Below are 15,229 nucleotides of genomic sequence, written 5' to 3' on the forward strand. Positions count from 1 at the left end.
AGAGACGGTATTTTTGAGCATAGGCATTTCCTTTTCGATAGACCTATTAGAGCAAACCTCTAGATGTATGTCTAGAGGTTTGTCAGCGGTCTGAGACAACTTAATGTTGTCATTCAGGAATTTCACCACGTAACCTGCAAAGAAACCGGCAATAATACCGCCCAAAATCCCTGCTCCGCCGGTTGTGGCTAACATACCGCCGATTAACCCCGGTGCTAAACCCGGACGGTCGGCAATAGAAAATGCAACATAGCCGGCAAACACGGCAATCATTAAATGGAATGCGGAACCGCCGCCGATATCCATTAAGGCTTTCGGTAAACCGCCTGCAATATTTGCGTCTTCGAATGCTTTGATACCGAACATAAAGGACATTGCAATGGCTAAACCACCGGCAACCACGAGTGGTAACATATGAGATACACCGGTCATTAAGTGTTTATATACGCCTTTTTTCTCATCACTGTTGCTGCCTTCTGCCGATGTAGAGACTTTTTCACCGCCGTAGATTTTCGCTTCCGCAAAGGCTTTATCAAACTCTTGAGCAGTTTTTTTCAGTGCCAAACCGGTGGATGTTCGATACATCGGTTTACCTTTGAATTTAGACAAATCTACGTCAATATCTGCCGCGACGAATACCAAATCAGCTGCGGCGACTTCTTCAGGACTGATTAAATTACCTACACCCACTTGACCGCGAGTTTCAACTTTGATGTTCCAACCTTGTTTTTTACCATAGATTTCAATAGCTTCCGCAGACATAAAGGTGTGAGCCACACCGGTCGGACACGCGGTAACGGCAACCACGTTTTTCACGCCGGAATTTGCCACAGATTCAACCGCACTTTCGGCCACACCTACCGGTTGCACATAATCAACGGCTTCCTGTTGTGCATTCGCTATCACAGCTTCAGGATTATGAAAAGCGGTTTCTGCATTTAATAAGGCTACTTTTTTACCATTTAATTGTGCATTATGTGGTAAATCATCACCCACGATCAGAACCAATTCCGCATTGGCGACATCGGCAATTTCGTGGCCTGCATTTTGTGCGGCTTTCACTAATATTTCACGCAATAAATAGGCTTTGGCATTGCCTAATTTGGGGGAGTGAGTCACAAAAATTTTCATTTGTTTATCCTTCTATTACATTGATTTTAACTTCGGCTAAAATGGGATCAAGCAAGGCACGATCCGGCACACCCACGTTACTTTGAGAAACGGCAAAGGCAGAAACTGCACTGGCAAATGCCAAAGTATCTTGTTGGGTAAGATGATGACTTAAACCATAGATCAACCCGGCCACCATTGAATCGCCCGCACCTACTGTGCTCACAACATTTTGGCATTTTGGCGGTTGAGCTTGGATTACAGCACGATCACTTAACCATAAAGCACCATTCGCGCCTATTGAAATAATCACGTTGGCAATACCTTGTGATTTTAATTTTTTCGCAGCAACCACAATATCGTTTAAAGTCGGTAATTCGTGGCCAATCCAGGCTTCTAATTCTCGATGATTCGGTTTAACCAGCCACGGATTTGCCCGTAAACCGGCGGTTAGTGCCGCATTGCTGCTGTCTAACACCACTTTTGCACCGGTGGTGTTTAATTGACTTAACCAGGCAGTAAATTTTTCCGGTGTCACTCCGCGGGGCAAACTGCCGCAAACAGCGATGATGTCGAACTGTTTGGCATAATTAACAGAATCTTGTACAAACTTCGCCCAATCTGCTTCACTGATTTCATAGCCTAAAAAGTTAAGATCCGTCACATCCGCTTCGGTTTCGGTAATTTTTACATTAATACGGGTTTTACCAGCAACACGTTGGAAACGATCTTCTAAGCCTAGCGTGTTGAACATATGCTCAAAATCCCCTTGGTTGTCTTCGCCAAGAAAACCGCCAACGGCTGTCTTTACCGCTAAATCATTTAACACTTTAGCCACGTTAATACCTTTGCCCGCAGGAAATAAACCCAGTGTTTCCACAGTGTTGACTTCGCCTAATTGAATGCGTGGCAAACGTCCTACTAAGTCATAGGCAGCGTTCAGTGTGATAGTTGCAACTTTTGCTGTGGACATCGTTATTCTCCTAATCCGTCGGCAATGGCTTTACCGATACCGTCAATGGCTTGCTGTGCTTGTTCGCCTGTTGCCACAAAACGCAAACGGCTGCCTTTCACCGCACCTAATGCCACGATTTTCATTAAACTTTTCGCACTCACTAATTCAGTGTCACGATCAAGATTTTGTACTTGCACGGTAGCGTTATATTTTTTCACTTCGTTAACTAACACTGCACTTGGACGGGCGTGTAAGCCGTGTTCATTGCTAATGGTAAATGTGCCGACTACATCGCTTGCTGCCGAGGTATTTTCTGCAGCTGCTTCTGCTTTTACTTCAACACCGTTAAGTGCGGTCACTATTTGAGAAATATCGCCGGTCAATAAGCTGTCTTGTACTTGGGCGTCTAATAAACGGACTAAGGTTTCGTTGATTTGATCGTCTTTGGCAGCAATGGTTAATACCGCTTTGATTTCTTTACCGTTATTTTCAAATGTCGTTTTTGCACGGCTGAATGCCAAGGCATTTTTTAAATTGCCGCTGGTGCTGTCCGTTAACCAAATACCTTTACCTAGAGGTAATGCGGATGATGAAATCACTTCGGAAATAAATTGAGAATCCACCGCACTTTGAGCTTCTAATTTGCCCGCGTTAATGGCAGTAAGTGTCAGTAAACTTTGCGTATCCACATCAAGAGAAATATTTTCTGTTTGAACCGCAAAATCTTCCGTCTCACCCATTAAAATAGCACGGAATTTTTTCACGTCTTGTAATGTAGCTAATTTTGCCGCGGTGTCTTCGTCACCTAATACGTGAGTTAATTGGCGTAACAACGCTAAGTGTTCGTCGCTGCGAGCGGCAATACCAATCACCACATAAGCAATATTGCCTTCTGACCATTCAATACCTTTTGGGAATTGGAACACTTGGACACCGGTATTTTTCACCATATCGCGAGTGTCCAACGTGCCGTGCGGAATGGCAATACCATTGCCTAAAAAAGTGGAAGTTTGGTGTTCGCGAGCAAGCATGCCTTGTAAATAGCTTGCTTCAACATAGCCTGCCTTTTCTAATGCTGTCGCCACTTGCTCAATAGCGTGTTTTTTATTATCAGCCTGTGCCGATAAATGAATGTCTTGTTCCGGTAAATTAAACATTCCGTTTCCTCTTTTTAGTTGATTGATGATAGATGAATAAACAACTGAACCGTTTCAGCTTAATGTAATATAAAAAAATATTGCAGCAAATTTTTGCTGCAATATTAGCAAGAATAAGACTTATTTCAAGTCAAAGTGTGAATTTTATTCAAAAAATCCGATCCAGCTCACATTTTTATTTTTTACTACCTGATTTGGATTTTTTATTGAAGTTTTTTTCGTCGCTTTTGTTGGTTTTTTAGTTGGTTCGCTTTGACAAACATTCAGCAATTGTTCACTGCCTTTCACCAAATATTCATCATTTTCCGACCGCACTTTATTGCCGCGTAAATCCAACATCGCATCATAAATACCTTGGCTTAAACTGGCCCGATCGATATTTGACCAGCAATTTACATTTAAACGGCTAAAATTCGATTGTAAGTCACCGGCAAAAATAACCCCGCTATAATAGGCAAAAGTTTTTGTTTCCACTCCTTTTTCCGAATATAAATTTTGTCGGATCTGTTCTAACAGTAAAGACACGCGTCCCATTAACCAATCATTCGCACCGCGCGCAAAGTCATCTACCAAATAATCTTCACTTACACGCCCCGTATAAGTTTGCACGGTCGCTTGATAAGCTACGGCATAAGATTTTTGATCTATTTTATTTTGCTCTAAATTAATCACCGATTTGCTGCCACCGATGAAAGGAATATAATCCGACCAAGACGAACAAGCGGATAATAAGATTGTGCTAACTACAATGAAAGAGAGTTTTTTTAACATAACGTTTTCCTTATTTAATTAAATGCTTTCACCCAACAACTGACTCACAATTTCAGGCAACTGTTTCGGTTTAGTAATAAAGACTTGTTTATGTCGGCTTAGTTCCCCTTTTTCCAACACAATACTGCTTTTCGGTACTTTGAACGCCTTGCTGAAAAATTTCAGCAAATGTGCGTTGGCTTGTCCGTCCACGGGCGGCGCGGTGATGGTGACTTTTAATTCATCATTGTGTAAACCGACAATTTGATCTTTGCTTGCTTTAGGCTGCAAGATCACCCGCAAGCGCAAGCCGTTTTCGCATTGTTTGACGGCAGACATTATGCCAAAGCCCAATACGCGCCTAAAATATCGTAAAGAAAACGATTGATAAAATACAACACAAATACCAAAATCATCGGTGCAAAATCAATCATTCCGGTACGCGGTAAAAATTTACGAATCGGCGACATCAATGGTTCGGTGAGTTGATAAAGCACATAATCCACCGGATTTTGTCCGCGGCTGAACCAGCTTAAAATCGCACGAATAAAGATCATATAAATCAAGACTGTACCCGCGGTTTTCACTACACCTAACGCCCCGACAATCACCGCACTTGTCCAGTCGGTGATAAATTCACCGCTTACTAATGCAATCAACGGATATTTCAATGCGCAAAGCACAAATGCCGCCACGATTGCCGCAAGATCCAAATTATTTTTATTCGGAATAAACTTCCGCACTGGTGCTAATACCGGTTGAGTGAATTTGACAATAGTTTGAGAAATCGGATTATAAAAATCCACTTTGCAATATTGCAGCCAAGCACGCAATAATAAAATCATTGCATAAATTTCAATAACAAATTTTACTAATTCTTGAATGGCACTCATAATTTCCCCTAAAAGTGCGGTTAATTTTGAAAGAATATAATGGGGATCTTTGTAACAAAATGCAAGGGAATTTATAACGGACTTTCCACCTGTAATTGTTCACAAATATCAGAAACGGCTAATATTAAGCTGGATTTCACCAATTTTTCTTGTCGCATTATTTTCATCTGAAAGGCAAGGGAATCCTGTTTTTCCAAAGGGTTTAATTCCACAGGCAAAATTCGTTGTGTTTGAAAATGCAGTTGCTGAGCAAATTCGGTGATGATGTGATCAGTAAATTCATATTCCTCTGCGTCATTGTTTAATTGCTCTTTCAGACCGATAAAATGATTGATATCCTGAAAAACCTCATGAGAAATTGCTCCCAAGCCAAGCAGTACTTTTAGGCGAATGGCAAGCTCAAATAAAGGACCGGATTGTTCAAACAAAGAGTTGATCACCGATTGCACCACAAAATCATTTTTGCGGAAAATTCGGTTCATTAACTGATCCACGACTTCTTCAAAAATATTTACCGAAGCAATGAGGAAGCTACGCACACTGGTAGCTTCATTGAGTTTTTCGTAAATGCTAAATTCCGTTGTCGGCACTACCACATCCTTAAATTACAATGCGTTATAAGCATTTACGATTTGATCGACCACCGCTTTGTCTTGCAATTCGGTGTATTTTAATACCGTGGCTTCCACTCCGTTATCCGCTAAAGATTGCACTAATTCAATCGCTTGCGGATCTTGTTCATTGCGATAAGAGAGTGCGGTAGCAATTGCCGCAATTAAATTGCTGTTTGGCAAGCCGTATTCAATCGTACCGCGTAACGGTTTGATTAAGCGATCATTGTAGCTTAATTTACGCAATGGCTCGCGACCGACGCGATCTACATCGTCCACTAAATATGGATTGGCAAAACGCTTTAAGATTTTTTCGATATAGGCGGCATGAGCTTGTGGGTCAAATCCATAGCGTTTGATTAATACCGCACCACTTTCCTGCATCACGGATTTCACAAAAGTTTTAATGCTTTCATCTTCGATGGATTCACGCACAAATTGATAGCCTTTTTGTTTACCTACATAAGCGGTCACTGCATGGCCGGTATTTAAGGTGAACAATTTACGCTCGATAAACGCCATTAAATTGTCGGTTTTTTCCATACCATTGATATGCGGAATATCACCTTTGAATTGCGTTTTATCCACTATCCATTCGCTGAATTCTTCTACGGTTACTAACAACGGATCATTTTCCAGTGCGTGAACCGGCGGCACAATGCGATCCACGGCGGAATCCACAAAACCCACTAATTGTTCGGTCTTTGCTTGTAATTCCGGTGATAAATGAGCAAATACCTGTTCTTTTAAGAAAGTAGTGCCGCGTACCATATTTTCGCAAGCAATTATATTTAACGGAGTTTCGTTACCGCCGGCAAAGCGTTGTTCCAAGCCCTTTGCGATGGTGCTTGAAATAATTTTTAATACGTTCGGACCTACTGCAGTTGTGACTAAATCTACCGAATTAAACAAATTAATGACCGCACTTGGGTCCTTGGAATTTACACCGCTGACATTGTTAACCTGTTCGATTTTACTGTTTTCACCGACAATCTTAACGTTGTAATTGCCTTGTTTGTTTAATAAATCAATCACCGTATCGTTTACATCGGCAAAAACCACGCGTACATTGGAATCGGCCAATAGTTTACCGATAAAACCACGGCCGATATTACCGGCGCCGAAATGTAATGCTTTCATTGTTATACCCTTATTTTCCTCTAACTAAATATTAAGGTGGGCAACAAATGCCCACCAACAAAACTAACCTTTTAATAATTGTAGAACTTTTTCTACATCATTAGTTGAAGTCAACAATTCAATGGCGTCGTCGCTATCTAGTGCGTTAGTGATTGCTGATACCACTTGAATATGCTCGTTGTTTTTGGCGGCAATACCGACCACTAATTTCGCCACACCGTCTTCATCGTCAGTGAAACGTACACCTTGCGGATATTGGCATACCACAATACCGGTTTTAATTACGGAATCTTTCGCTTCGATGGTTCCATGCGGCACTGCAACGCCTTCGCCCAAGTAGGTTGAAACCAGTTTTTCACGTTCAAACATTGCCTCCACATAGCTTGGTAATACAAAACCCGCTTTCACTAATTGTTCACCTGCAAAACGAATAGCATCTTCTTTGTTATCTGCTTTCAATCCTAAGAAAATTTGATCTTGGGTTAAAGTGAATTTTGTACCGACGGCTTCGACTTCGCTTGTTTCTACTTGTTCAACTTTAGCCGCTTGCTCTGCGTTTAAGTTCGCTTTTAAATCTGCGACTAAACCGTCATAGAATTTATTATCTAAGAAGTTTTGTAATGATAAATGCATTGCATTCGGCACTTGTTGTTTCGCACGTAACGTTAAATCTTGGTGCGTAATTACTAAGCGGGCATCTGTCGGTAAATCATTGATTGCACAATTGGTCACATCAAGATCAAGCCCTGCATCTTTCACTTTTTTACGTAACATACTGGCCCCCATCGCACTTGAGCCCATACCGGCATCGCAAGATACGAAGATTTTTTTCAAGCCTTTGTAATCTGTTACAGCTGTAATATTACCACCTGATTTCATTGCTTTAGATGCCGCTTGCATTTCTTCTAACGTATTACCTGCATTTTCTTTTTGGATTTTTAGGAAGAATGATGCTAATACAAAAGATACCGCACAAGAAGCAACTACTGATGCAATCACACCTACATAAGAAGTTTTTGGTGTCATTAATAACACAGCGATAATTGAACCCGGAGAAGCCGGAGCCTGTAAACCTGCGTTAAATAATACAAGCGTGAATACACCTGTCATACCACCTGCAATTACTGCTAACAATAAACGCGGATTCATCAATACATACGGGAAATAAATTTCGTGGATACCACCAAAGAAATGGATAATCGCCGCACCACCCGCCGTTTGCTTCGCAGAACCGCGACCAAAGAAGATGTAGGCTAATAATACACCCAAGCCCGGCCCCGGGTTTGCTTCAATTAAGAAGAAAATAGACTGACCGACGTCCTGTGCTTGTTGAATACCCAATGGTGAGAAAATACCGTGATTAATCGCATTGTTTAAGAATAAAATTTTAGCCGGTTCAACAAAGATAGAAGTAAACGGCAATAAACCACTTTTCACTAAAACATCCACGCCGGCTGCCAATAAAGTAGAAAGCTCTTTGACTACCGGGCCGATAACAAAGAAGAACAGAATCGCTAAAATCATACCGATAATACCGGATGAGAAGTTATTCACTAACATCTCAAAACCGCTTTTGATTTTACCATCGGCCCATTTATCGAATTTTTTGATGACATAACCACCGGTAGGACCAGCAATCATCGCACCTAAGAACATCGGAATATTTGTCCCCACAATCACACCCGCAGTAGTAATCGCACCTACTACCGCACCTCGATCACCGGCTACTAATTTACCACCGGTATAACCGATTAATAATGGTAATAGATAGGTAATCATTGGATCGACTAATTTAGCTAAAGACTCATTCGGCAACCAACCTGTCGGAATAAAAAGTGCGGTAATAAAACCCCACGCAATAAATGCCCCGATATTGGGCATCACCATATTTGATAAGAAACGTCCAAAACTTTGGATTTTCACTTTTGCACTTGCTGAAAGCATATAAACCTCGTTTTAAATAAAGGATTGAGTTATTTTCGCGGTTAAAATTAACACAGCGACCATAAAAACCCAAATTTTTTAGTTCAATTCTGTGACACAGATCACATTAAATTTTTGGAAGCAATTTCTAAAAATGTGACACAGATCACAAAACCAAAATGATAACAAAAAATATGTGATCTATATCACATTTCTACTGCACAAAAAATAAGAACAGCGATGAATAAGATGAATAATAAGAAAGTAAAGGTGAATGGAATTATTTGAAAAGTAAATTGGCGGAAGATCATGGGAGTTGAACCCACCCAAGACTGCTGGCAGCCTTAACAGGATTTGAAGTCCTGCCGCATCACCGGATACGACGACCTTCCGAAGTGATTGATAAGAAACTTGGTGAAAAACAACCGCACTTTACTCCAAAGTGCGGTCTTTTTCAATCATTTATTTATGAATTAATGTGTAGTTTTGTTTTTGCCGAATACTTTAATTAAAGGCAATACGATTGCACAAACGATAGCACCGGCAATAATGCCAATAACTAAAGTTGCAACTTGACCAAGAATACCGTTAACTAAATGATATTGCTCCAATAAATGATGCACAAAGGGCAAGTTATGAGCGATAATACCGCCGCCTACTAAAAACATTGCCAACGTTCCCACAAAGCTCAATACGCGCATAAACCAAGGCACGAATGCGATCAATCCTCGACCGAAACTTTGAGCAACATTCGATGCTTTTCCTATAAACCAGAAACCGATATCATCCAATCGCACAATACCCGCGACCAAGCCATACACAAACACGGTCATTCCCACGGCAATTAAACTCATGACTAAAGCCTGTATGACTAAAGGTTCATCTGCCACGACACCCAAAGATAAAATAATAATTTCGGCGGAAAGAATAAAGTCCGTTCGTACGGCACCTCTGATTTTATCGTTTTCATTAATCACTTTGGTAGCGTGCTCGTCACCATCATTGTTATGCAAAAATTTATGTAACAATTTTTCCACGCCTTCAAAACACAAATATGCTCCGCCAATCATAAGTAGCGGCACAATTAACCAAGGAATAAAGGCGGAAAGCAACAACGAAAGAGGGACTAAAATTAACTTATTCAACATAGACCCTTTGAACACCGACCAAATAATCGGAAGTTCCCGCTCCGCACTGACACCGGTCACTTGATTGGCATTTAATGCCAAATCATCGCCCACCACACCGGCGGTTTTCTTCATCGCCACTTTGGTCATTGTAGCCACATCATCCAGTACTGCGGTAATATCATCAAGTAAAGTAAAAAGCGAAGCAAATGCCATAAAAGTTCCTGTAAAATAAGCAAGTAAAAATTCTTGGGCATTATAGAAGATTTTTCGCTAGAATAGAAAGCAAAACAATCAAAAGAGAAGAAAAAATGACCGCACTTTACCAATCCTTACCATCTGTTGACAAGCTACTCAAAACCCCGCAAGGTGAACGGTTGTGCGAACAATTCGGTCATACGGCATTTGTATTGACTTGCCGTGAAATGCTGCAAATCGGTCGGGATATGATAAAAAACAGCGAAAAATTACCGCACTTTTTTGCCTCTGAAACACAGATTTTTACGGAACTGGCACAGCGTTTAACACAAAGCGGTCAAGTACAAATGAAATCCGTGCACAATCTCACGGGAACGGTATTACACACCAATCTTGGTCGGGCGTTGTGGTCGCAGGCTGCACAGCAAGCGGCACTTACCGCAATGCAAAGTAATGTAGCGTTGGAATATGATTTGGAGGCGGGCAAACGCAGTCACCGAGATAATTATATCAGCGAACTGCTTTGTCAACTCACCGGAGCGGAAGCAGCTTGCGTAGTGAATAACAATGCGGCGGCAGTTTTATTAATGCTGGCAACCTTTGCCAAAGATCGGGAAGTAATTATTTCTCGCGGCGAACTGATCGAAATCGGCGGCGCGTTTCGTATTCCCGATATTATGTCGCAGGCTGGCTGTCGATTAGTAGAAGTGGGGACAACTAATCGTACTCATTTAAAAGATTATCGCAACGCAATTAACGAAAATACTGCATTTTTAATGAAGGTTCACAGCAGTAACTATCAAATTTGCGGGTTTACCGCCTCAGTAAGCGAACAGGAATTAGCCGAACTCGGTAAAACCAGCAATATTCCTGTCATCAGCGATTTAGGCAGCGGTGCGTTAATCGATTTACGTCAATACGGCTTGCCTTATGAACCGACGGTACAAGAAAAAGTGGCTCAAGGTGTGAATTTAGTCTCTTTCTCCGGCGACAAACTGCTCGGCGGCGTGCAAGCCGGTATTATCGTAGGCAAAAAAGCCTTAATTGATCAATTACAATCTCATCCGTTAAAACGGGTGCTGCGTTGCGATAAAGTGATCCTGGCAGGACTTGAAGCCACCTTACGTTTATATTTACAGCCGGAAAAACTAGCGGAAAAATTAACCACATTACGTTTGCTTACCCGACCGGTGAATTTATTAACCCAACAAGCAGAGCAACTAAAAGTGCGGTTAGAAAATCAATTAAATTCAAACTATTGCGTGCAAATCGAAACCAGTTCGGCACAAATCGGCAGCGGCTCGCAACCGACGGCACGGATTCCGTCCGTGGCGGTAACGATTTCCGGTGAAAATCTCACCGCACTTTCAAGTCGTTTTAAACAGCTTTCACAGCCGATTATCGGACGAATGGAACAAGATAAAATTTGGTTGGATTTACGCAGCGTTGCAGATATCGAGCAGTTACTCAATACGATAGGTGAACTATGATTATTGTTACTTCAGGTCACGTGGATCACGGCAAAACCGCATTATTACAGGCATTAACCGGGACGAACACAGCTCATTTACCGGAAGAAAAAAAACGGGGAATGACCATTGATTTAGGCTATGCTTACTTGCCATTGGCAGATAAAATTCTCGGCTTTATTGATGTACCGGGACACGAAAAATTCTTAGCCAATATGTTGGCGGGACTGGGCGGAATTGAACACGCTATGCTGATTGTGGCGGCAGATGAAGGCATTCAACCGCAAACCGTAGAACATTTGACTATTTTGCGATTGTTGCAAATCCGCAATATCATGGTGATAATCACCAAATCAGATCGGGCAAGTTCACAACAAATTGACGAACTTAAAGCCAAAATTCAGCAAAATTATCCTTTTTTAACAGACAATCCGTTTTTTGTTACATCCGCAACAAGCGGGCAAGGTATTGATAAGCTGCGTGATTACTTGGCTGCTTTGTCCAATCACGCCGATCAAAATAAACCGTTCCGCTATGCTATCGACCGTATCTTCAGCGTGACCGGTGCGGGAACTGTCGTGACCGGCACAGCATTTAGCGGCACAGTAAAAATTGATGATGAGCTTTATCTTTCCGGTAGCGAAAAAGTGCGGGTAAAAAATATCCATGCACAAAATACACAATCTGTTCAAGGGTTTGCAGGACAACGCTTAGCCTTAAATATTACAGATTCCGACCGCTCTTCTGTCGATCGGGGCGACTGGCTGTTGAGTTCTCCGCCTTTTGCCGCAACTGAACGGTTGACTATCCGGCTTGAAGCGGAAACGAATTTAACGGAAAGCCAGCCGGTGCATATTTACCAAGCTGCCAGCCGTACCACGGGTAAATTAAGTTTATTGGACAACAAAAGTTTAGCTAAAAGCCAGCAAGGTTTGGCAGAACTGCTTTTAGATAAGCCATTGTTTTTAACTTTCGGCGACAAGCTGATTTTACGTAGCGGCGATGCCAAATCCGTGATTGCAGGAGCAAGCGTGCTGGAAGTCTATTCGCCAAAACGCCATAAACGCAGCGAAGTGCGGTTGAATTATTTGCAGAATTTACAGCAGGCAGAAAATACGGCACAGAGAATTGCACTTTATTTGCAGGGAAAAGCGGTGAATGTGCAAGAATTAGCGTGGATTGAGCAATTAACGGAAGCGCAGCTCAATACGGTTTTAGCACAAAATAAACAGGTACGTTTTCAGGATTGGGCATTTGATGCCGATTATCAGCAACAGCAAAATGAAAAATTAATCACTGCACTTTCGGATTATCATGAACAGTACAGCGACCAGTTAGGCTTGGGTAAAGCCCGCTTGTACCGTATCGCTTGTTTAAACCAGCCGGAAAAATTGATTTATCACTTTATAGATGAATTAATTGCAAAGAACCGGCTGCAACAAACCCGCGGTTGGTTGCATACACCGGAACATAAAATTCAGTTCAATGAACAAGAACGGGAATTATGGAAACAGGTATTGCAGCAATTTGCGGAAAATAACGGTCAATCTCTGTGGGTACGCGATGTGGCAAATGCCTTGCGCGTTGATGAAACCGCCATGCGGAATTTTATGTATAAAGCCGGCAAATTAGGTTATCTCACCGCCGTGGTCAAAGATCGCTTTTTCTTAACGGAAATGGTGTATGGTTATGCTCGTTTAATTAAGAAAATTGCAAAGGAACAAGGCAGCATTAGCGTAAATCAGTTGCGGGATGAATTAAATTTCGGTCGAAAAATGACTGTGCAACTGATGGAATATTTCGATCGTTGCGGTTTCTTACGCCGCAAAGGTAATCAGCATATTTTGCGTGACAGCGAAATGTTTGATTTATAAGTAGAAAATCAGCACATATAGGCAAATGTGCTGATTTTTTAAATAGAACGGCTCTAGAAAATAGCTTCCAACCGCACAAATACACCCACGGCGTGATCGCGGTCTTTGTCTTTATTATTGTAATAAGTCAATTCCGGTTGAATAAACAGCCATTGCCGCCAAATCGGTTGTCGCCACTGTACATAAGGACCATAGGAATTTAAGTGCATGTTTTTATTCTTAAAATTCCCTCCCGTGTAAATTCCATAATTTAAACGTTTGAAATTCGCATAATCATGTTGACGGAATAGACTATTGCCCCAGAAAGTGCTTTCTTCATTGTCATTATGCACGTATTGCACGTTCACTTGATTGGCAATAAAATGCCGTTCATCCTGGGTATAACGAACTTCTGCATTACCGCGCAAATAATTGCGGGTATCCAAACCGTAACGATAAATCGCTTCTAAGCGGGTTGAATAACTATCGGTTAATTGCCAATCTTTGGCTAATTTTAGCCGCACATAAGGATCATTCCACTTACGGATCCCCAAATCTAAATCTATTTCTGCATCAATGGATTTTTTGAATGCCGACCAACGCAATGCAAGAGATGAGTTATCATCACGGTTTTGTTGGTTATCCCAACGTCGTTTATTCGCTATCGGTCTGGCCGCACTGCTTTCTGCTCCGCCTTGTAGTTCGTTATCTAAGGACTCATCTCCCACCACCAAACTAAAACGATTTTTTAAGCCGGGCAACCGCACTTTTAATCGTACACGGGGTTTAAAAGATAAATGATCGTAATGATTCCATTGAGAATCCATCATCACCCGCAAAGTAGCAGTAGCAGGTTTATTCGGATCTGGTACGCCAATCCAGTTATCTAACGTATTCACCCAATCATGCAATGTTGTACGCACGGTTTGATGAGAACTATCTACCCAAGTATTTGCCTGAGCATCTGTTTGATTTGCACTGACGGCAACTGAAACTAAAACAGTCCCGATAAAAAGTGCAGTACGGCTTAATTTCATAACCTGACTCCCTACTTTATTCAGGTTCCAACTTACTTGGATTATTTTAATTTGTAAAGAAGTGCGGTTAAAAAAATACAATTTTTTCTGTGTGTTTGAATATAAATCAAATATAATTTCGATGAATTTATTTAGTATTTATAAAAGGAAGACAATTATGCGTTGGCAAGGCCGTAGAGAAAGTTCAAATGTAGAAGACCGTCGTCAATCCGGCGGTTCTCTGGGTGGCGGTAAAAAAAGTGTCGGAATCCTAGGATTTATTATCTTATTGGTCGGCTCCTACTATGGAGTAGATTTATCCGGTTTGGTCGGTGCAATGGGTACCGATAATTCAGTGGGATCATCTTCATCTTTAAGCACAACGGAAGAACAACAGCTTAATTCGCTTGCCCGTGTTGTGTTAGCGGATACGGAAAGCACTTGGCAATATTATTTCAGTCAAAACGGGCAACGTTATATGCCGCCGACAATGGTGCTTTATTCAGGTGCAACACGTACCAGCTGCGGTACAGGACAAGCGGCAATGGGGCCTTTTTATTGCCCTAACGATCAAAAAGTCTATTTAGATTTGTCTTTTTATAGTGATATGAAAAACAAGCTCGGTGCTACGGGTGATACCGCTTTCGCCTATGTTATCGCTCATGAAGTCGGCCATCATGTACAAAACTTATTAGGTATTTTGCCGAAAGTAAGCCAGGCTCAACAACAATCAAACAGCAAAGTCGCCAATCAACTTTCCGTAAAACTGGAATTACAAGCGGACTGTTTTGCCGGTGTGTGGGGATATCAAGCGTCCCAAAATAATTTATTGGAAACCGGCGACTTGGAAGAGGCCTTTAACGCTGCAGAAGCCGTAGGTGACGATCGTTTGCAAAAACGCAGTCAAGGTTATGTGATACCGGATAGCTTCACTCACGGCACGTCTGCCCAACGTTTAGCTTGGTTTAAACGCGGGTTGCAAAGCGGTGACCCAAGTCAATGTAATAGTTTTAATTAAGTAAAATAA

Annotated in this window: 12 protein-coding genes, 1 tRNA gene and 2 pseudogenes; 3 read left to right on the forward strand and 12 right to left on the reverse strand. The window is 41.7% G+C overall.

Annotated elements, in window-relative coordinates:
• The 11 genes and pseudogenes from EDC44_RS09715 to EDC44_RS09760 all read right to left on the reverse strand — a co-directional run.
• A partial coding sequence (locus tag EDC44_RS09715) for a fructose-specific PTS transporter subunit EIIC (RefSeq protein WP_243647935.1) occupies window positions 1-1,131 on the reverse strand: 1,131 nt, incomplete at its 3' end.
• A gap of 4 nt (window positions 1,132-1,135) precedes the next feature.
• Window positions 1,136-2,083 (reverse strand): 1-phosphofructokinase, encoded by a 948-nt coding sequence (gene fruK / locus EDC44_RS09720; protein ID WP_131978085.1) that lies wholly within the window; start codon window positions 2,081-2,083, stop codon window positions 1,136-1,138.
• A gap of 5 nt (window positions 2,084-2,088) precedes the next feature.
• A pseudogene (fruB, locus tag EDC44_RS09725) lies at window positions 2,089-3,222 on the reverse strand (fused PTS fructose transporter subunit IIA/HPr protein); the annotation flags it as partial.
• A 255-nt stretch (window positions 3,223-3,477) separates the two neighbouring features.
• Window positions 3,478-3,993: pseudogene (locus EDC44_RS09730) on the reverse strand (hypothetical protein); the annotation flags it as partial.
• Window positions 3,994-4,011: 18 nt separating this feature from the next.
• A complete protein-coding gene (gene yggU, locus EDC44_RS09735) occupies window positions 4,012-4,311 on the reverse strand; it encodes a DUF167 family protein YggU (RefSeq protein ID WP_131978091.1) in 300 nt (99 codons plus the stop codon).
• Entirely contained in the window at window positions 4,311-4,865 is a 555-nt protein-coding gene (locus EDC44_RS09740) for a YggT family protein (RefSeq protein WP_131978094.1), read from the reverse strand. The genes yggU and EDC44_RS09740 overlap by 1 nt, the downstream gene beginning before the upstream one ends.
• 71 nt (window positions 4,866-4,936) lie before the next feature.
• The gene (locus EDC44_RS09745) at window positions 4,937-5,455 is read right to left on the reverse strand and encodes an MltR family transcriptional regulator (protein ID WP_131978097.1); all 519 of its coding nucleotides are present in this window, start codon (window positions 5,453-5,455) and stop codon (window positions 4,937-4,939) included.
• A gap of 15 nt (window positions 5,456-5,470) precedes the next feature.
• A complete protein-coding gene (locus EDC44_RS09750; protein ID WP_131978100.1) occupies window positions 5,471-6,616 on the reverse strand; it encodes a mannitol-1-phosphate 5-dehydrogenase in 1,146 nt (381 codons plus the stop codon).
• Between the two features lie 63 nt (window positions 6,617-6,679).
• Window positions 6,680-8,560 carry a PTS mannitol transporter subunit IICBA gene (locus tag EDC44_RS09755; protein WP_131978103.1) on the reverse strand — a complete coding sequence of 627 codons (1,881 nt, stop codon included), beginning with the start codon at window positions 8,558-8,560 and terminating at the stop codon, window positions 6,680-6,682.
• 276 nt (window positions 8,561-8,836) lie between these two features.
• Window positions 8,837-8,931: transfer RNA gene (locus EDC44_RS13000), tRNA-Sec, on the reverse strand.
• 81 nt (window positions 8,932-9,012) lie between these two features.
• The gene (locus EDC44_RS09760) at window positions 9,013-9,882 is read right to left on the reverse strand and encodes a DUF808 domain-containing protein (protein WP_131978106.1); all 870 of its coding nucleotides are present in this window, start codon (window positions 9,880-9,882) and stop codon (window positions 9,013-9,015) included.
• A 95-nt stretch (window positions 9,883-9,977) separates the two neighbouring features.
• On the opposite strand from EDC44_RS09760, the gene selA reads away from it, so the two are divergent.
• Window positions 9,978-11,354: an L-seryl-tRNA(Sec) selenium transferase gene (selA, locus tag EDC44_RS09765; RefSeq protein ID WP_131978109.1), complete on the forward strand. Its 1,377-nt coding sequence runs from the start codon at window positions 9,978-9,980 to the stop codon at window positions 11,352-11,354.
• A complete protein-coding gene (selB, locus tag EDC44_RS09770; protein ID WP_131978112.1) occupies window positions 11,351-13,207 on the forward strand; it encodes a selenocysteine-specific translation elongation factor in 1,857 nt (618 codons plus the stop codon). The genes selA and selB overlap by 4 nt, the downstream gene beginning before the upstream one ends.
• 53 nt (window positions 13,208-13,260) lie before the next feature.
• On the opposite strand, the gene EDC44_RS09775 is transcribed toward selB, so the two are convergent.
• The gene (locus EDC44_RS09775; RefSeq protein WP_131978115.1) at window positions 13,261-14,223 is read right to left on the reverse strand and encodes a hypothetical protein; all 963 of its coding nucleotides are present in this window, start codon (window positions 14,221-14,223) and stop codon (window positions 13,261-13,263) included.
• Window positions 14,224-14,380: 157 nt separating this feature from the next.
• On the opposite strand from EDC44_RS09775, the gene ypfJ reads away from it, so the two are divergent.
• Entirely contained in the window at window positions 14,381-15,220 is an 840-nt protein-coding gene (gene ypfJ / locus EDC44_RS09780; protein ID WP_131978118.1) for a KPN_02809 family neutral zinc metallopeptidase, read from the forward strand.
• Window positions 15,221-15,229: the final 9 nt, after the last annotated feature.

Origin of the sequence: Cricetibacter osteomyelitidis (assembly GCF_004340985.1) — a bacterium.
In the GTDB taxonomy this organism is placed as follows: Bacteria; Pseudomonadota; Gammaproteobacteria; order Enterobacterales; family Pasteurellaceae; genus Cricetibacter; species Cricetibacter osteomyelitidis.